This window comes from Pseudoalteromonas sp. NC201 (assembly GCF_002850255.1).
In the GTDB taxonomy this organism is placed as follows: Bacteria; Pseudomonadota; Gammaproteobacteria; order Enterobacterales; family Alteromonadaceae; genus Pseudoalteromonas.
Window position 1 is genome coordinate 1,163,049 of record NZ_CP022523.1, and the last position, 20,127, is coordinate 1,183,175.

The 20,127-nt window shown below is 41.3% G+C and carries 11 protein-coding genes; 5 read left to right on the plus strand and 6 right to left on the minus strand.

Annotation, left to right across the window (positions count from 1 at the left end; all coding sequences use genetic code 11):
* Window positions 1–97: 97 nt before the first annotated feature.
* Both PNC201_RS22915 and PNC201_RS22925 read right to left on the minus strand, forming a co-directional pair.
* The gene (locus PNC201_RS22915; RefSeq protein WP_102058576.1) at window positions 98–256 is read right to left on the minus strand and encodes a DUF2256 domain-containing protein; all 159 of its coding nucleotides are present in this window, start codon (window positions 254–256) and stop codon (window positions 98–100) included.
* A gap of 563 nt (window positions 257–819) precedes the next feature.
* Window positions 820–3,087 (minus strand): aminotransferase class V-fold PLP-dependent enzyme, encoded by a 2,268-nt coding sequence (locus PNC201_RS22925; RefSeq protein ID WP_102058577.1) that lies wholly within the window; start codon window positions 3,085–3,087, stop codon window positions 820–822.
* Between the two features lie 255 nt (window positions 3,088–3,342).
* Here PNC201_RS22925 and PNC201_RS22930 point away from each other — a divergent pair, with 255 nt between their 5' ends.
* Together PNC201_RS22930 and PNC201_RS22935 are read left to right on the plus strand one after the other, a co-directional pair.
* Window positions 3,343–4,245, plus strand: a complete 903-nt coding sequence (locus tag PNC201_RS22930) for a sulfite exporter TauE/SafE family protein (RefSeq protein WP_102058578.1) — start codon at window positions 3,343–3,345, stop codon at window positions 4,243–4,245.
* A gap of 267 nt (window positions 4,246–4,512) precedes the next feature.
* Window positions 4,513–6,924: a TonB-dependent receptor gene (locus PNC201_RS22935; protein ID WP_102058579.1), complete on the plus strand. Its 2,412-nt coding sequence runs from the start codon at window positions 4,513–4,515 to the stop codon at window positions 6,922–6,924.
* Between the two features lie 105 nt (window positions 6,925–7,029).
* Here PNC201_RS22935 and PNC201_RS22940 read toward each other — a convergent pair whose 3' ends face one another.
* The 4 genes from PNC201_RS22940 to PNC201_RS22955 form a co-directional block, all read right to left on the minus strand.
* Window positions 7,030–7,908 carry an AraC family transcriptional regulator gene (locus PNC201_RS22940; RefSeq protein ID WP_233525275.1) on the minus strand — a complete coding sequence of 293 codons (879 nt, stop codon included), beginning with the start codon at window positions 7,906–7,908 and terminating at the stop codon, window positions 7,030–7,032.
* Between the two features lie 166 nt (window positions 7,909–8,074).
* The gene (locus PNC201_RS22945; RefSeq protein WP_010607500.1) at window positions 8,075–9,277 is read right to left on the minus strand and encodes a response regulator; all 1,203 of its coding nucleotides are present in this window, start codon (window positions 9,275–9,277) and stop codon (window positions 8,075–8,077) included.
* Window positions 9,278–9,323: 46 nt separating this feature from the next.
* Complete coding sequence (locus tag PNC201_RS22950) at window positions 9,324–10,529, minus strand: EAL domain-containing response regulator (RefSeq protein ID WP_010607501.1); 1,206 nt, start codon at window positions 10,527–10,529, stop codon at window positions 9,324–9,326.
* A gap of 29 nt (window positions 10,530–10,558) precedes the next feature.
* Window positions 10,559–15,253 carry an ATP-binding protein gene (locus tag PNC201_RS22955; RefSeq protein ID WP_102058580.1) on the minus strand — a complete coding sequence of 1,565 codons (4,695 nt, stop codon included), beginning with the start codon at window positions 15,251–15,253 and terminating at the stop codon, window positions 10,559–10,561.
* Window positions 15,254–15,327: 74 nt separating this feature from the next.
* On the opposite strand from PNC201_RS22955, the gene PNC201_RS22960 reads away from it, so the two are divergent.
* The 3 genes from PNC201_RS22960 to PNC201_RS22970 all read left to right on the plus strand — a co-directional run bounded on the left by PNC201_RS22960 (window position 15,328) and on the right by PNC201_RS22970 (window position 20,110).
* Window positions 15,328–15,813, plus strand: a complete 486-nt coding sequence (locus PNC201_RS22960) for a GAF domain-containing protein (protein WP_102058581.1) — start codon at window positions 15,328–15,330, stop codon at window positions 15,811–15,813.
* Between the two features lie 505 nt (window positions 15,814–16,318).
* Entirely contained in the window at window positions 16,319–17,209 is an 891-nt protein-coding gene (locus PNC201_RS22965; RefSeq protein ID WP_010375246.1) for a cation diffusion facilitator family transporter, read from the plus strand.
* 117 nt (window positions 17,210–17,326) lie between these two features.
* Window positions 17,327–20,110, plus strand: coding sequence for an ATP-binding protein (locus PNC201_RS22970; protein ID WP_102058582.1), 2,784 nt, complete (start codon window positions 17,327–17,329; stop codon window positions 20,108–20,110).
* Window positions 20,111–20,127: the final 17 nt, after the last annotated feature.

Below are 20,127 nucleotides of genomic sequence, written 5' to 3' on the forward strand. Positions count from 1 at the left end.
AATGATATTGTAGATGAGAGTGATTATCAATATTATTGTTCTGTAATTTGCAAATATTACAAAGCATTATTCTAGTTACAACATTCGCCACGTTTTGTTAATTGTTGTGCCCTATACTTAAGCGGCGCTCAGCAGCACAGCGCTTTGAGCAGTATTTAACGTTTTCCCAATCTCTTTGCCATTTTTTCCGCCAATAAAACGGGCGTTTGCAAATAGGGCATACTTTATAAGGTAGGTTTACTTTCTTATGAGCCATTTAGGGTTGATACCAATTAGTCTTAATACTTGCTCAATTTGAAGGAGCCAATCTGACGCTAACTGAGTTAAAAATTTCTCATTTAGAACAACTAAATAACCTGAGCTGCGGATAATTAATGCCTTTCTAGCAGCCAGTTTTAGCGCTAACTGCGTTGAATTCACTTCCAATAGCCAGCTATTGGTGCGTAAATTCGCCTTGCTTACAGGATGTAGGTACCTTAGCGAGAGCAGGACGCGGAAGCGGTGTTTTCCCTAAAACTCTCTGGATAGACAAGGAAAAAACTAAGTTGTGCTTTAGCAACAATGAGTTGGAACATTCCTTATCCAAACCTCAGGTTAAATAGCAAAATTTTCGTCTTGCCTACACGGATGTAGGTACCTTGGCGATAGCAGGACGCGGTAGCGGGGTTATCGACAAGATTTTCTCGCCTCAAAATAGATCACTTAATTAAGCCAATTGGTATTAGTCATTTTTAGTATTCATACGGTAGTGATGAAAAGTGAGATCAAAAAAGCCCCATAGCGAGCGCTGTAGGGGCTTTAGAAAGGAAACAGTGAAGGTTATGCTGATGGGATGAGTGCATACCCTCCTTTTAAATGTCCGATATTATTAAAGCCGAGTCGTGCTAGCGCCTGTGCTGCAACTTGTGATCTACTGCCGCTGCGACACACCAACACCAACTCTTTCGTCTTGTCTTGGCTTTGTTTGCAAATAAAGTCAGTAAGGCGGGTTAGTGGCACATTTTGATCAAACGCTCTGTTGTGATTTAGAGCATATTCATGCGGTTCACGTATATCAATTAACAGCACACCTTCGTTGTTAGCGATGTGAGCATTGAGCTCTGTTGTGTTGTACTCGTGCAATTCAAATTGGTTTTTATTGCAAACCGTTGCGCCACACATGATCTCACTGCCAGCCTCATCAACAATGTTTTTGTCTATTTGCGCCTTTTTCTCAACAAATACATCAACCGCAATGTCATGTTGAAGCACACTATTTAATAGTAAATTACGACTACACTCTGCCGCTAGGGTAGTTGCAAACTCATTGTTGTAGTCGTGACTTGGGCATAACAAGGTATCTGTGTCGATGAGCTGAGCAAGTAACTGAATGCTATTCAGCATCGCTTTTGGTGAGCTGGTGGAGAAGTTGCTTCTACCTAATGCCCCCATCAGGATTAGGTCACCACAAAAAACGTATCTGATGGCGTACTTATCTTGTTGTTGCTCCAATAGCATAAAGGTGACGCTATCTTCCGTATGCCCTGGGGTGGTTAGTTTTGCAAGACGGAAATGACCAATAGCTAGCGCTTCAAGTGACTGGCCTTTATAGTCAATTTGTGTAGTTTGAGTTGGCCAGCCTAAATGGTCGCATGTTTGTTTTGGTAAATTCAGTGTGGTTCGACTCGATTCGTGATCGGCGTGCCCATGTGTATCAAGCGCAGCGAGCAGTGTTAGCTGCTGGCATTCTAATATCGTATTAAGACGTTCTACCAGCTCAGGAAGTGGATCGATAATAATCGCCGTTTTTGACTGCTTATCAGCAAACAACCAACAGCATGCACCACCCACTTTAAATTGTACTAGGCCGTCAAGCGCTTCTTTATTGTTAACGCCATTCGCCGCTTGCATGAGACAACTGTGACCGAGTGCCTGAGCACAATGGAGAATGCGCTCACACGCCGCGTCTATTTCAGTTTGGGTTGTGGCAGGACCAAAAGACAGTCGAATAGCCGATTCGCTTTGCCATGCAGGGAGTCCCATGGCATCTAGCACAAAACTGCGCGTTACCTTTGAACTGCACGCTGAGCCCGAGCTGACACGGATGTTTGCTGCGTCAAACAAATCCATGATTTCTTTTGAGCTAAATCCCGGAATTGCAAAGTTTAGTGTAGTCGGAACGCTATTACTGAAGTGATTATTAAATACAATAGTCGGGAACGCATCTTTGAGCGTTTGTGCTAGTTGATTTCGAAAATCGTGTAGTTTATCTACGCTTGCAAATTGGCTGTCATTTTCTTTTAGCAGTTCATCAAAAATCACATTCAGCGCGGCAAGGCCAGGTAAGTTTTCTGTCCCTGAGCGTAAACCGCTCTCTTGACCACCGCCAGCAATAAATGGCGTAAACGGCGCGGTTTCTCGAATATAAACAAAACCGATGCCTTTTGGTGCATAGAGCTTATGACCGCTAAAAGGTGCGTAGTCAATAGTTGTTCTCGCTAGGTTTAAATTGCGTTTACCCAGCGCCTGAACACAGTCAACCATCCAAAAAATATTTGAATTATGCTTTCTTATTACGTTTTCTAATTGGTTCAGGTCTTGATATACACCGGTTTCATTATTGACAGCCATAGTGCAAATCATTAGCGCATTAGGTACTTCATTTGCGATAAACGCTAAATCCAGATTACCTGCACCATCAACCGGAATGGCTTTGACATCGGCATTAATTTCTAAAATTTGATTCCAATGTTTAAGTGACTCTGGTACTGCTTTGTGTTCAGTTGCCCCGTAAAGTAGTGTATATTTTTTGTTTGGCTGTATCTTCTTTTTTGCTTCACAAAGGGCTGATAGTATGCCGGTTTGGATGCCCTCGGTTGCGCCACTGGTGAAAATCACTCGACCATGACCAGAACCCAGCACCGCACGTGCTTTTTGGCGAGTTTGTTCCATCAGTTGCTTAGCCTGTAGGCCTGTAATGTGGCTGCTGCTCGGGTTACCAAACATGGTTTTCATGGTAACCAATGCTGCGTCTGCTGCTTGCTCTAATACAGGGGTTGTTGCATTAGCATCTAGATATATTTGAGGTAACACCGATTCTACTGTCATGATTGTGCCTTTAGGTATAAGCAAATTACCGATATAACAAAAAGTAATAAGTAATTATTTATAGTTATAATAAGGGAGATAGGCGTGCGTTTCAACTATTGAGGATGTGTTTATTGCATTCAGGTGTATTCACTTTTAATGTAAATTTAATTTGAAAAAAGTGTATTCATCATGTTTAATTGCGTTCGCTCAAATACTAGATGAGTATGGTAACGGGTATTAATAAGGAAAGGCTCTTTGAGTAATGGATGAATAATGTTGCAACGAATAACAAAACCGACGATGTGGCCCTTATTTTTTACACTGGGTGTGTACGCTACGTTGATCTGGGTACAAGGCTTTTATCAAGCACTTGGTCAAATTATCAGTGAATCCCATATTGCGCTGACCATGGCGTTGGGATCGTTTGTGGCAGGTGGAACGGCATTAGGCGGTGGCGCCGTCGCCTTTCCTGTGATGACTAAATTATTAGACATAGATCCCGCTACGGCCAAGGTATTTTCTCTCGCGATACAAAGTTTTGGTATGACAGCGGCGACCATTACTATTTTCTGTCGCCGTATTCCGGTATATAAAAACGTTATTTTAATGGCGTTGCCAATGGCTGCGCTTGGTGTAACGCTCAGTCTATTGTATATCGCGCCTCTGGCACCAAGGCTCCTAGTTAAGTCTATTTTTAGTTTTTTGTTGCTCTGCTTTGCACTAACACTGATTTTGAGATGGTGGCGTAAGGCACATCATCAACCTAGCAGTGAGTTTATCCAACCTAAAATGCTACGCTTTATGGCCGTAGCGTTAATCGGAGGTATAGCTAGTGGATTAGTAGGGTCGGGTGCAGATATTGCACTCTTTGCCTTGTTGGTGATTGCTTATAATGCAGATGTGAAAAAGGCGACTGCAACCTCCGTCGTGGTGATGACGTTTACCTCATTGATTGGAAGTAGCATTAATGCGTGGCACCTCAATACGATCAGCAGTGAAATAAATGGCTATTTGCTAGCGGCAATACCGATTGTGGTCGTTGGTGCTCCATTAGGCGCTTATGTTTGTTCAAAAGTAAAAGTGGGGCATCTGGTCAGTTTTCTTTTAGTCTTGATTGGGCTTGAAGTGAGCTTTACCTGTTATGAGTTATATCCGACGCTGCTAGGATTGTTCTAATCTAACGCGGTTTACAAAATTGGGTAAGCCGCGAAGCGAGCAAATAACGAAGTTAGATTACGCTCGCTAAATAAAAATATCCATCTGTTACACTTTATTATCATCTTTTCGTGTATTGCAAAAAACATTACATTTTTAAAATGTAAATGATAGTTGTTATCATTACTATTGTTTTGCTAAACTTCGCCCCCTCTCTGATAAATTATTTTCTGAAATAGGTATTTGGCTTATTTCACCACTATCCAATTGCGTAGTTTGGAGTTAAAAATGCAATACTCTCGCTCTTCTGTTCTTTCCGCCTCATGCGTTGCGGTTAAGTTGGCTTTACTAGGTGCAAGCACAACGGCTTTTGCTTCTGAAGACACAGAAAAAATCAGTGTTTATGGCAAACATAATAAAATTATTTTGCAATCTGGAACTGCAACTAAGTCCAATATGGATCTTATGCAGACCCCCGCCGCGGTTGTTGTTGTTGACAAAGAGCTACTAGATTCGCAAAGCGCAGCGACTTTACAAGAAGCACTACGCAACGTAAGTGGTTTGTCTCAGGCCGGTAATAACTACGGCATTGGTGATTCACTAATGGTTCGTGGCCTAGGCGTAAACTATACCTACGATGGTATGTATGGTGGTGCTGACTTAGGGAACAGCTTTAACCCAACACGCTCCTTAACCAATATCGAAAGTATTGAAGTGTTAAAAGGTCCTGCTACAGGCCTTTATGGTATTGGTGCTGCAGGTGGTGTAGTTAACTTAGTTGAGAAAAAGCCACAGTTTGAACAAGCGCTCTCAATTAACGGTAAAGTGGGCGCATGGAATACTTATGGTTTGGGCGTTGATTTTACAGATGCAATTACTGACAAGCTTGCCTACCGTGTTGTTGCAAACCATGAGCGTAGCGACGGCTATCGAGATCTAGAATCTAATAGAGACGAAATCTATGCAAGCTTACGTTTCGACCCAAGCAGCGAGCACTCATTTTTACTTTCAGCGGCCTATATTGATGATTCGCAACAAGTAGATTCAATTGGCGATCCGGTACGGATTATTAACTGGGATAGCATTACTGGGCAACCAGGACTGGTTACAGCTGATCGCTTGCCAAATGACCCACAATATGATGCTGAGAAAGGTAAGTGGTTAGGTGTACAGCTGAATGATGAACAGCGCGCGCAACTTGCTGAGTCAATTCGTATTGGCGATGGCCTAAAGCCTTTTAATCTTGGCGATGGGAATCTGATTTCTCCTTTATCTCGTCCTAATGAAGGTGAAGAGTTACGGATAAAGCTTCGTCACGATTGGTACTTAAATCGCAACTCGAAGCTAACCCAGCAGGTATTATGGCGTAGCTATGATTCTGATTTTGTTCGCCAAACTGGTGCTTACAATTATGTTTATTGGGAGCGCAATGGTGTGATCAATGCAAACCCAAGAGCTCCGCTTGTGATTGATGATGTGCTATATCCTTATGCGGCTCGCCGTCAAGAGTATCGCCGTCAAGTTGCCAGCGAAAAAACTTGGCAGTACTTTGCTGATTTACAGTTAACTTGGGATATGGCTTCTTTGAGCGGTGAGCATTTAGTCAGCGTTAACTATGAAAATCGTGATATGCGCTTAAAAAGTTGGTCTGCATATGATGCCGATGGTAAAGGTTCAATTCCATATATCTTAGACATTCGCAGTCCAAACTGGCCAACAGGCGAATTCGAGGATTATGACCCATCGCTACGTAGTAATTACGATAAAACGCTTACGGCGTATGGCATTAGTGCACAAGAAGTGGTGTATATCACTGATGCACTAACTGCTCGTGCTGGTCTTGCATATACTAGCGTTGAACAAAAATATCAGCATTTAGGTACTGATCGTTCACCAGAAGAGAGTGAAGAGCTGGACACGGATGATGCAGGTATGACGTATAATATTGGCTTGAATTATCAAGTGACCTCTCAGCTTTCTGCTTTTGTAAATATGGCAAAAGGTCGTACTGCATACAGTGTACTGGGTAGTCTAGAAAATGAAGCTGATGCAAATCGTAAAAACAGACCTGACTCTGAATCTGAAACGTTAGATATTGGTGTGCGTTTTACTGCCTTTGATGAAGATTTATTGGGCTCATTAGTGTGGTTCGAAACTAAACGCACAAACCTAATGTATAACAATCCTGAGTATAACGAGCAGCCAGGTGACGACTACAATGTCAGCGTTCCACGCTATTTCTTCGATGATGAAGATGAGTCAAAAGGTGTAGAGCTTGACTTAAATTTAGCATTGAACGACCAAATCAGTGTGAATATGAACGCGACTTATCAAGATGCTGTTGAGATCCGTTCGAATGAACGCTCAGGTCAAATGAAAGGGGTACCGAAAAAGTTTGCCAGCACGTGGGTGAAGTATACCCAGCCAGCTAATTGGTTTGGAGGGACTCTAGAGTACAGTCTTGGAATTAACTATGAGAGTGAACGAACAATTAATTCTGTTTCTTTCGGCCTGCCTACGGCAACTATTGATGGTTATACTCGCTGGGATGCTGCAATTAAGTTCGATGCTGAGCAGTTCGATATTCAGCTAAACCTTGAAAACCTAACTGACGAGCGTTATTACAGTAAAGCATTGTTCTTAGGTGGCACGCCTGGCAACGAGCGAAATGCTAAATTGAGCTTTAACTATAGGTTCTAATTGGTTCGCAAATAAATAAGGAGGGAAGTCCCTCCTTATTATTTCTAAGCAGTCGATGCTTAGTCGCGTTTAGATTAGTTAACCCCTGAACAGGATAAAAATCAGTTATTTAATGTAACAAGTGATACGAGTGAGAAGCTCGTGTGGTGGTGTATCTCTAACATCGTTTAAGTATTCTTCGATAACAGGCACATCGGCAGGTTCGAACTCACTGTTAGGTAACCATTGTCCAAACAGGTACTCGTAAGGCGTTTCAAGAGAAGCATAGTCACCTTGGTAAAGTAGGCTAGCTGTTTTGCCGGATGGAATGGCGAATTCACAAAGCCCCTCTGGGAGAGATGCGGTTGTCTTTGGCACTAAAATTGTTGCCATTGATTTTAGTTTGCTTTCCTCGACGGTTTTTGGGTCGTCAAAATATACACCAAAGAAACGCGTATCCGCACCTAATAAGCCTTGTTGCTGCGCCAGTACGTTTAATTTTTCAAATGCTTGACCGATTTGCATGTAATCGCCATGGTGCTCAAGTCCGATTAACGTCATTTGCTCATTACTGCCTATTTCTACATTAAACATATTCGAATCCTCTTCTACCTTAATGATATAAAACTCGGCCGCACAGCCTTTTGCCTTGGCCTGTTCATGTTGGCGAAATAGGCTAGGTGGTTGCTTATATCGTTGAGAAAATGCTCGGCTAAACGCTTCAATACTTGCATAACCGGTCTGCTCAGCCACCTTTGCAATGGAGTCTTGGGTGCGAATTAACATACCTGCAGCAACATGTAGTCGCATTCTTCTTACGGTTGCATTGATGGTTTCCCCAGCGATTGAGCGATAAACACGGTGAAAGTGATAAGTCGACATATGGCATTGATCAGCAAGCGTGATCACATCAAGTTCGCGATTAATATTGTTATAGATGTAATCAATAACAATATTTAAGCGAGTAGTGTATTGGCTCAGGGTTGTTGCTTTTCTAGTCATCATTCACTTCATTGTTGGTTTATGCGGCCACTTTTACCAATTCACCTCAAAATAGATCACTTAATTAGGCGAATTGGTATTACAACTCCGAAACTTACGTCAGAGTTGATATGGCTTATCATGGCAGAACTCGATTTGATAATGTTTGCTGATTTGTACTTTACGCAACTTATTGGTTTTCCGTAAGTGCTTTTTCCACAGCTTTTAAAATAGATGATTTGGTAGACGGTTTGGTGATGTACCCAGTGAGCCCCAAAGACGCCCACTTTCTGATTATATCTTTGTTTTTATTGCTAGTTAGCGCAATGATAGGAAGTTTTTTACAATGTGGAATATTGCGAATATTTTTGGTTGTATTGTAGCCATCAAGCTCTGGCATAAATAAGTCCATAAATACCATGGTGAATTTATGTTTTCTCAATGTTTTTATAGCGCCTAACCCGCTGGTTTCACAGTCTACTTTATACCCCTCATCACGTAGGATCTTGGCTATCATCTCTCGATAAATTTCGTTGTCTTCCACTACCATTATTTTTACTTCTTCTTGCTTGGTTTCAAGCGCTTTTGGTTCGCTAACATCAACCTCACCGGTATCACCTACTGGCAATACATTTTGCGCTAATTGCGCGCACTTAGAGTTGTCTTTTTCGCTCAGCAATGCTGTAAGCTCAGCGATAGAGAATTGTTTATCTTTCAATCTTTTTGTTAATTCATGAACGCTATCTGCCAATTGGTGTTCTAGTTCATCCAGCAGTGGCGATAAGTGTTTTTGTTTTAATTCATTTAGCAAGTCATCTTGAACTTTATTAATCCCTTTTTCATTGTCGAGATTACGTCTTACCGTTTGTAGCGTTTCATCCGCTTTTTGATGATACAAAGCTGCATCATCAATCAATTGCTTTAGCTTGTCATCTATGCGACCAAAATGCTCCTCTCTGATTTTAGCAACCTCAGACGTGCCTTCCGTACGAACCAAAGCATTATGTAAGATCATACGAAATCGGTAGTTCTCATACATCGGTTTGTAGACAAAATAATCGGTAAAAATACCTTTCATACAACACCGAAAGGCCACGCCTGACTCTTTGTTTTCACACAGTAAAATATTTTCATGAGCATAGTTAAGTAAGCCATGCTTGGCGAGCAAACTATAGATTTCGACGCTTTTTGCGACTGTCTTTCGAGCAATAACAATGACATCTGGTGGAGACTCAGTTAGCACTTCAGCTACTTCTTTATGACTAGTGAGAGTACGGTATTCATTGACTTGAGAAGCAACAATATCAACAACGCCTGTCATTTCTGCAGGATCGTCGCAAATAATAATCACTTTTGGATGTCGTTGTGCGTGTTCAACGTCTTTTTTATGCATAGATTCCCTCTAACTATGAGAGTATATCAAAGCCTATTAAATTTAATTATTTACTAGAATGAGACTTTTGCAATGCGGATTCAGAGACAGTTTGCAAAAACTCCGACGGGGTACAAGGTGGGTAGTAATAATAGCCTTGAACCGATTCTACTTCGTAACTTTGTACAACGACTAGGTCCTCAATCTCTTCGACACCCTCAGCGACGACCTCTAGTCCAAGTTGGTGAGCCATCTCACAGGTGCTCGCGATAATGACGCGTTTGTTTGGTTGCGTTGAACAGCCATCAACAAAGCATCTATCGATTTTGAGTTCATCAAACGGTAACTCGTTGAGCTGCTTAATAGAAGAATACCCTGTACCAAAGTCGTCAATAGACAGCTTAAAGCCTTTAAGTTTTAAACGCAGCAACACATCAAGCGCACGCTTGATGTTATCTAACAAGTGACTCTCAGTTAACTCTAGAGTGATTTGAGAGGTGGGGGTGCAATACTCTTCGCAAATAGACTCGAGTTTTTCTGGGAGTTTTATGTCTTCTAGCTCTTTCACGCTCAAATTAATGCTGAATTGAAGCGCTTTAAGAATATCTCGATTATAGCTAAGCAAGGACAAGGTTTGTTTCAACAGGCTATAGGATAGCAGGTGAATTAATTCGTTCTCTTCCATTGTCGCGATAAACTGTGAAGGAGGCACAGTGCCATCGGTACTATGATGCCATCTTGCAAGCACTTCTGCGCCAATGATTGCACCGGATGAACTTGCGACTTTAGGTTGAAAATACGCACAAAACTCTTCTCGCAATAATCCCTCATAGATCTCATCTTTACTATAGTTTTGTAGAGCGTGTTGGGACTTTGTGGATGTATTTTGAGACTGAAGCTGACTGTAAAGTTCTTTTAGCTTAGTTGCAGAAAGTGGCTTTTCTAAACTAGATATAATGGTGAGGCCATGAAGCTCTGCTAGTGCAGCGGTATTTTTGATAAATAGACCTTTTTCACCACTTAGCAAAGCGATAGGTGCTTGGATACTTAGTTCGGCAAATTTCCGTAATATCTCTACGCCATCCATTTGCGGCATGTTGATATCAAGTAAAATAAGGGAAGCTTGATGGAGTTCTTGACTTTCTAATGCAGACAGCCCGCTGTTAAACCCTTTAAAGGCGCACGGTGTCTGGTTAGAAATCAACAATTGCAATTGTGTGAGAATAAGCTCGCTATCATCAATCGCAATAATAAGGTGCTTTTCATTTATCATACATACTAGACCTGAATTTTTAGCACGTGTTACGTGAGATCTTCCACATTAAGTATAGAAGCGATTTCAGCTTGTGCATTATCAAAAAGCATCAAACATTGATTCAATAAATTTTCAATTTTTATCTGCTTACCTTCACCTGCTGCATGTTCAAGTTCTGCCATTTTTTCAGAGAGTTGTGTTGCGCCGACAGCCTTCGCCGAGGTTTTCCCTTGATGTGCAATATTCTTGACACTTTCAGGATGTTCTAGGTCTACCCCTTGTAACAGTTTTTTCGTGTCGTCGACAAAGCTTCTTAAGAAAATACTCTGTAACTCTTTATCTGTACCTACATATTCACTGAGTATCACCAAGTCGATATGTCTGGTTGGCGCATCTAGTTCCTCCATCAATGAGGAAGCATTCTCCGCTCCTTGGCTGTTTGTTGGAATGTTGCTCGAAAACCATTTTTTTAGCTTTTTGTTTAATTTCTGCAAGACAATGGGCTTTGCAATGTAATCGTCCATCCCGGCGTTAAAGCAAATATCTTTCTCACCGTCTAACGCATTAGCCGTTGCCGCAATGATAGGAATGTGCTCTAGATTGCGTTCACGTTCATGCTCGCGACGTTGTTTTGCGAATTCATAGCCATCCATCACAGGCATATGGCAGTCCGAAATAATAAGCGAAAAGTGATACTGTTCGAGTAGCTGCAAGGCAACTTTACCATTGTCGGCAATAATGCATTGATAGCCTAGCAGAGCTAGCTGTCTTTTGAATAAATCCTGATTATAAACATTGTCCTCGACGACTAAGATAAGCTTGTTAAGTGCTTGGGCATCATTAATTGTGGGTAGTGCCTTAGATTTAGTCTCGCTGTCGTCACTTGTTGATTCACTGTCAATTAGCCCTTCTAAGGTGGCGATGTGTGAAACGACTTTATAAGCGTAATAAGGATATAGCGCGAGGTTTGAGACGTTGATATTGTTTGCATGCGGAAGCTTGTCCTGATTATTGTCTAGTAAAATATACTTGCACTCGCTTTCCGCGATGAAAACTTCTTTTCCTTCTGTAGTGAGTTGTTGGAAGGCTTCTGCAGTGATAACGAGATAATCAAATTGTTGACTATCAATCAGTTGCGCGTTAAACAGTTCTCGAGGGAATATTTCACATTGGGCTTCATAGATGCGCAGTTGATTTTGCAGGTCTTTTTCAAATTTGTCCTCGTCGCCCACCACAGCAATTTTTAGTCTGTCTAAGGTTAAGCTAATATCACGGGTTTGTTTTGGCACTTCACAGTATGGCAGAGTAACAATAAAGTTACTGCCAAAACCCTCGAGGCTTCTACAGTCAATTTCCCCTTCCATCATGGCTACAAGTTTGTGGGTAATGGAAAGGCCCAGCCCGGTACCGCCATATTGGCGTTGAATACTACTATCTGCTTGAACAAATGGTTTAAAAAGGTTTTCTACTTGTTCTTCGGACATACCTTTACCATTGTCTTTCACGCTAATTTCCATATAACCATCATCGGGAGAGCGCCCAATAGTCACTTCTACAAAGCCAGCGGCGGTTGCAGTAGTTTTGGTGAATTTTAACGCGTTACCGATTAGGTTTAATAAAATTTGGCGCAGTCTAACTGGATCTCCTAATTGCCAGTTAGGTAACTGTGGCGAAAGATAAAAGGCAAGCTTGAGCTTTTTAGAGTCCGCTTGATATGCAAGGAGCTCCGCGAGTTCTCTAATAATTTCTTGCCAGCTAAATGGCGTAGATTCAAGTTGCATTTTCCCAGCTTCGATTTTTGAAAAGTCTAATATGTCGTTAATTATTCGAAGTAGTACTAATGCTGAGCTTTTTGCGACTTTGGTGAGGTGAGATTGCTCGTGATCAAGGTTAGACTGGGCGAGAATGTCCAGCATGCCCACCACGCCATTCATCGGCGTTCTTATCTCGTGACTCATTGTTGCGAGGAAGCGAGACTTTGCTTCACTTGCTTGCTCTGCTTTTATGCGAGCTTGCTCAAGCTCTGCAGAAAAGTTGATGCTTTTAGTAATATCATTCTGATAGATGAGGGTGTATTTCCCAGAATCTGTGGTGATATTTTTCACTAACACGTTGAACCAGTACAGGGTATCTTCACTAACATACTGGCACGTCGTTAGTGCTTGATACTGCTCTTTGTCTTTTGCCTCTTCTAACATGGACAGTAATTCGCTGTTGTCTGTCATTGGCAGTTGGGTAATAAATGCTATAACGTCAGAACCTTTGTTGAGAGAGCTTCCCATGAATTGGTATTCGTTGTGATTAGTTCTTTTAATGTGTTCGTTAAACTGATTTAGCATAGCTATATGCTGGTTTTCATCAATTAGCAGGATAAATGCTGGAAATGAATCAATGGCTTCTTGAAGCAGCTTTTCTGTAGATTTTTGGACTTTGAGTAAATGCTGAGCTGACATTCTTTCCACATCCGCTTCATGCATTTTTTCTAGGGCCGCTTTTCTCGCGGCAACGAGTTCTTTTTGTATTCTCTTTTGGCGATTGTTTTCATTAACTTGATTCGTTACATCTTTTACAACCCCGACAACAAACTGCGAATTTTCACTTGAGTAGTATTTTAAATTGAGAATGACATTTAGGTATCTAGTTGAAGATTCGTCTCTTATTGTCAATTGAAGTTCACTAGATTGATCGTGAGTTATGGAACGTAAGTTTGATTGCAACTTCTTCCTATTGTCACTATCGAGTAATTTTATAATTGGTTTTAAATTATGGTACTCAAGTTCGGGAGTTAAGTTAAACAGCGTCCTAAAGCCTTCAGAGGTATGTGCTACGTGTTGTCCAACAGGCACCTCAAAACTACCGATAGCGGCAAGCTTCTCAGATGAGTTCAATAAAGTTTGACGCTTTTGAATCGCGTCTTTTGCAGCTTGCTTGTCTAATTTTGCTTTTTGTTGGGCGCGATAGCTAATTGCTAAACCAAATAAGCAAAATGCAACTAATGACAACACCTGCCAGATAAACTTAATTTCTATGGTGTAGAAGAGATCTTGATTAAACGCTTCACGTGAATAAGCATAAGCACCCACTTGAAGTTCTTGATCCCAGATTTTTGCACTTAGAAAGTCGGTTTGGTCAATATTATTAGTAAGCAGTAATTGACTTAGTGGAGTATGCGTGCCGCTAATTTTAATCGCCTCGACTTCCTGCATAGTGTAGTAACCCGATGCGTTTTCTAGGCGGGTATCAAGGCTGAGTTCTAGGCTGCCAAGTAAGACATCCAGCTGAACTTCGTACCAATACAGTGTTTCCGTCAGCCCCTTATCGGACAGCCCAAGACCCGCCATAATCAATATTCGATGGCCATCATTACCCTTTATAATTTGTGTAATTACCCCTCCACGGTGCAAACTTTCTTGATATTGAGAATAAAACGACGCGATCTGGCTTTTGTCTACATACTGAGTGTTATTAAGATTATTAACGGCTAGCGTTTGCAACTGAGACGGTTTAGCGAGATCGGCATTGGTGCTAATACTGGCATACCTAAGGCTTTCAACATGTGGCTTGTACCATAGCGTTTTAAGGTGGTTTATACGCTCCAATGAGTGGTTGTTCAGCTGCCTAAGAGTTTGTACTTCAGAGAGGTATAATAGCTGCTTTTGACTTGCAAAATGTTCCACAAATAGCACGGCAAGTACTGACGAAAATATCACAATGAGCTGTGCGGTTTGTGTTCTAAGTGGTGCCGTTTTATATATTTTTAATTCGGTAAACGCTCTAATCAATAGGCAAATTAAAATGATATAAAGCAGCGCAATGATCAAAGAGATAATGAGTGAGGTTTGAGCTCGCTCTTGTGAATTTTGCATAGATGCGTCAGCAGAGTCCTTCATATATTCAAGTAAATTCAGGCTGCCACTAGCGAGCAAGTTCAAATAGGCAGTACTGTTATCCCACCACACATAGTGTGGTAAGTTGATTTCAGCTCCACGGCTAAAGCGGTTTAGGGCTGAGGTGACATAGTCATACTCTCTAGACGCCGTAGCGGCATTGTATAGCTGTACGGTATTTTGATTATCTTTGAGGCTGTCCATCAGTGTGACATGAGTGGCGTAGTATTGTAGCGCGCTTCTCATTGCACTTAATCTAGTGGCCTCTTCATCTGCCGTTAAGTATCGGCTGATCTTAGCTCTGAGTCTGCCCCCTAACTCAATTGCTCTGATAAGTGTGTGAATATTCTGGTACTGTGTTTTATCCTCATTGCTACCAAAATTATGGATGAAGGACTGCTCAGTTTGTATGGTTCGGACTGTATCGATTAAGTGATTAATCAAAATTGTGTAGCGAAGAAATAGTTGCTCGTGGTTGATATTTGCCTGTCTATTGAGCTTTCTCAGTGTTTGTATATCGTCTTTTATGGTCAATTGAAACTGATCGAAGTTATTAATGCTCGTGAGTTTTTCAGCAGTGAGTCTTATTATTTTTTCGTCCGTTTCCTGATAATATGCAAGTAGTCGCGCGTCGTGTTCTTCTTCGGACTTAAACCCCGTGGACATGCCGCGTTCACGTTGCAGACTAAAGATCACTTCAATCGCTTTATCTAGGGCGGAAAGGTTGTTGTAGTATAAAGTCAGACTCTGGTGAACCACACGATTTTTATTAAACTCGTTAATTTCGAGGTAAAAACCACTTAAGCAGACTAGGGAAAAAAGGGTTAGGGAGATTATTTTAAAATACTTGCTCACATTTGCCACCTGCGTTATCTCACAAAACAAACTATAGTAGAAATATAAACACTGTCTAATTAAGTAAGTAGATTATGAAAACCCCTGAGGTACCTAAAAACGAACCAGCTAGGTTACATGCGCTTAGGGAGCTTGCGATACTCGATACAAAACCAACACTTGAATTGGACCGAATTACTCAATTTACTGCCCATGTTTTTGATGCTCCAATTGCATTGGTAAGTCTTGTTGACAAGGACAGACAATGGTTTAAATCTCGCTTTGGATTGGATGCTGAGCAAACGTCTCGCGATGTTTCATTTTGTGGTCATGCAATATTAGAAGACACGGTATTTGTGGTTCATGATACGCTCGAAGATCCTCGCTTTATGGATAACCCTTTGGTGTTAAATGCCCCTCATATTCGATTTTATGCTGGTGCTCCTATCATATTGTCCAGCGGTTTTCGCGTTGGGACCGTATGTGTTATCGATATAGAACCCCGAGAGTTGAGTGAAGCTGATTGTGAAATATTAAAGCAAATCGCAACCGACGTTGTGACTCAGTTGGAAAAAATCTAATTGTACTTTACCGCAAGTAAAAGCGATGGGTGTCAAAATTTTCTATAAAGTCGGCCGTTACAGCCGCAAATGTTAGTGCATTTAGCTCGTGGAAACGTTACAATTGAGACTGTATATCATTGCCATTTAGGGCAATGTTTAAACGATAACTAACCTGAGGTTTAGATAAGGAATGAGGTAACTCATTGTTTCTAAAGTAATATTAAATTACTACCTTATCTAGCCAGAGAGTTTTGATGATAACTAGGCGAATTTGCGCACCAATAGCTGGCTTTTGGAAGTGAGTTCAACGTAGTTAGCGCTAAAATTGGCTGCTAGAAAGGCATTAATTATCCTAAGCTCAGGTTAACTACGTATATTTCTAAATTTATTTCTGTATTTTTGAATCACGGCTTTTTCCTACACGGTATAAAAGATAAGGTGAGGTGCATTTAGTCAAATGGCTCCATCTTATGCTGTGGTTGTACGTAGCATCTTATATTAAATTAGGTACACGACTCATTTCATGACAGATATCACTACGCATCAAGCTTCTCGCCGAAGATTATTGATTGCGCTTGCAATCACTTGCTCTTTTATGATCATTCAAGTTATTGGTGCTTATTACGCTAATTCTCTCGCTGTGTTAGCTGATGCTGGACACTTGTTTGTGCACAATAGTTCTTTATTTATCGCGTTGATAGCGTCAAGTGTGGCAGTTTATCTTGCTAAAACATATAACGATGGTTACAAGCGTGCTGAATATACCGGTGGACTTATCAATGGCATTCTCTACCTTTCAATTGCGGTAATTATCTTGCTCGAAGGGAGTGAGCGATTGTCTCATCATGCGGGCGGTCATGACCTAGAGGTGAATAGCTATTTAATGTCTATGATTGCTGCAATTGGGTTTTTGTTTCATGGGGCCTCCGCTTGGGTGCTGTACAAAGGCCGTAAAGACAGTATTAACGTCTATGCTGTTTTCTTGCACTCATTTTTTGATTTACTGTCCACCATATCGACATTTATCGCAGGTGTGATTATACACCTCACAGGCTGGGAGGTGGTTGATATTCTCTCGAGCATGCTGATTTCTGTCTTTGTATTGTTCACAGGAATTAAGGTGATAATTGCTTGTCTTAAAGGACTTGCTACACCCCCAGAAGTTTTGCCCACGGTTCAAGAAGTAGAGAGAACGATTGTGTCTACGGAGCATGTTGAAAGCGCCCATAATATTACGGTTAGCAAAATTGATGGGGCGGTTGTCGTTGGTGCACATGTGGTATTAAAGCATCACTGTACTATCGAATCTCATGATTCAGCGTGTCGCGTGGAAGTGGAAGAAGCGTTGAAAAAGTCCTTTAATGTGCTGAGTAGTGTGCTACAAATAGAGAGCCATGACTGCCCTCATCATTAGGGAAAATAAACCCAATGTGTGATATATTTTTTAGTTATTTGTTGCACTACCTTGGCAGGTTTTAAAATATTTTTTATTGTTATACATAGGCAGTATCAAAAACCGGTGGTGTAACATTTGAATCAAAAGCAAGCGCTCATCATAACTTTAGTCTTAGGTGTACTTGGCGGGCTGGCCAATCTGTTGCCAATTTGGTTTTTGGATAGTTCTGAATTCCTTTTTGGCCAGCTGTTTGTATTATTTATCCTGCTGCTATGCGGATGGCGCTATGCCATCATCGCTGTGATTATAGGTGCCGGTTTTATTTGGTATCGATGGGAGCATGCTTGGCCTTCTGTGGTTTTTTTCTTCGAAGTGTTGTGGCTTCACTTTGTCTGCGTCCGTTTCGCCAAGCCATTTTTTGTTCGGGGTATCGTTTATTGGATTTTGTTGGGGTTACCTGCATTATTTATTTTTGGCTATTTTGCCCTCGAATTGCCTTTACTCGTTATATTCACTGCACTGGCTAAGTACCTAATCAATGCAGGTATTTGTCTCGCTGTGGTCGACTTGCTGAGCTTTTTCTTTACTCGCAGCAAGTGGCAAGGGATGCCGCTCAATCAAATTTTTAATTCTACCGTCAACCTTGTTATCGTTTTGGTTGTATTGATGACAACCGTTGTATTGACAAACAATTACTATAAAAGAATTGAAGCTGAGATAAAAACACAGCTTGAAGAAGCCTCTGGTTCTATTGTCGCTCAAATTGATGACTACCTTGATGCATATCGTCGCGCGATGGTGATATCCGCAACAGATGTATCCTTAGGGATTGATGCCGACTATGTTATCGAGCGTTTGCTAAAAACTCATGCAAACTTTAGAACCGCGATTGTCGCGGACAAAGATGCTAATGTTACTCACCTTTATCCGCAGCATTTTGCTGATACGATGAAGGGAACAAATGCCAATGTGTCAGATAGAGACTACTTTATTAAAGCTCCCGAATACCCAGAAGGATTTGTTTCAGGCATATTTCAAGGACGTGGTTTTGATGAAGCGCCTATTGTCGCAATTTCAGCACCAATCTTTATCGCTGAAGAGTTTAGGGGGATTGTGGAAGGGTCTTTAATATTTGGTTCATTTGAACGCTTTATTCCAAAAATTCTTGCTGAAGATGCCAATTTGATTGTGTTGGATAAACATAAAAGGGTTGTCTATAGCTCGTTAAAGACCGAATTTAAAACCCTAGATATGCCAAGTGATGTGGTGTTGCAAGCCCTATTTGATAAGGAATCCTCAACTTTTGAAGACTCGACTGAGCAGATCTTATTTAAACAAACTGCGGTATCTAAACAATATGAATGGTCAGTTATCACTATGCTCGACCGTAAATATCTTAATTTAGTTGCTGCTGAAGCTTGGTCAGATGCATTGGGACTTGCGCTTGCGATTATTGTATTGAGTTCTATTTTTGTCCGTCAGCTCACTCGATTGTTGGTGCGTCCAATTGTGGCGCTCAGTCATGATATTCGTGCTTACGAACCTTCAACTTTAATCGAAAATTCGGCGAATGCAGATAGCAGCTTTTTAGAAATAATTGAGTTGCAGCAGCAGTTCAATCAGCTGGCTTTTAAGCTAACACTGAGTTTTACAAAACAAAATCAAGCCAGCCTAGAAAACGAAAGACTTAACCGTAAGCTTACCGACTTCAATCGTGAGTTAGAGCAACAAGTTGCTGAGAAAACGGAAGAGCTAACCAAAGCCGTAGAAGCCGCTAACGCTGCTAATCATTCCAAGAGCCGGTTCCTCGCCAATATGAGTCATGAAATTAGAACGCCGTTAAATGGAATTATCGGTATGTCGGATAGCTTGATCAGAGAGCAAAGTCTTAGCAATGAGATGGCAGACCAAATAACAATTATACGGCAGTCGGCAAAGAACCTGATGCTTATCCTCAATGATATTTTGGATTATTCTAAAATTGAGGCGGGGGCTTTGAAAATAGAACGCCGGGCAGTGAATTTACAAGAAATGCTCGACAGTCTGGTCAGCATTTTCAAAATTTCTAACGTCAGATATGGTGTTGAGTTTAAGTACGAGAAGGGGGCTGAACTCCCTACGTACCTTGAGTTAGATGAACTACGCGTGTCACAAGTGGTAAATAATTTACTCAGCAATGCTGGAAAGTTTACCAACAAAGGCCACATAACACTTTCCGTCCATTATGAGAGTGGGATGTTAAAGTTTACTGTTGCTGACACTGGAATTGGCATTTCAAAAGCGCAACAGGAAACGTTGTTCCATGAGTTTACTCAGGCAGACCTTTCAACCACAAGAAAGTTTGGTGGTACCGGACTTGGCTTAGCTATTTCTAAAAAACTAGTCGAAGCGATGCATGGCGAGATAAGCATTCACAGTGAACTTGGGCTCGGTAGTAAATTCTATGTAGATATTCCAGCTTCAAAAGGGCAGGGGGTTAAGAGAGAGCAACAAGAAGTAGGGGCTCCTGATTTTAATGGCCTCGATGTTCTATTGGTAGAAGACAATAAAATTAACCAAGTGGTTGTTGGTAAGTTGCTAGAGAAAACGCACTGCTTGTTAGATAAAGTGGACGACGGAGTCGAAGCTTTAGTTGCAATGAAGGCGAAAAACTATGCCTTGGTTTTAATGGATTGCCAAATGCCGAATATGGACGGCTTTGCTTGTACCAAAGCAATCAGAAACGAGCCAAATATATACGGCAATCCACATATTATTGCGATAACAGCGAACGCCTACGAAGAAGATAAACAAAAATGTATCCAGGCAGGCATGGATGATTTTATTGCTAAACCCATTGATATTAACGAACTTTATCAAAAGCTTAGTGAATGGCAGCGCTCAGAACTGCCTGATAGTGAAACGCAAGATAAGGGCTAACGCTTAGGCTAGCCCAC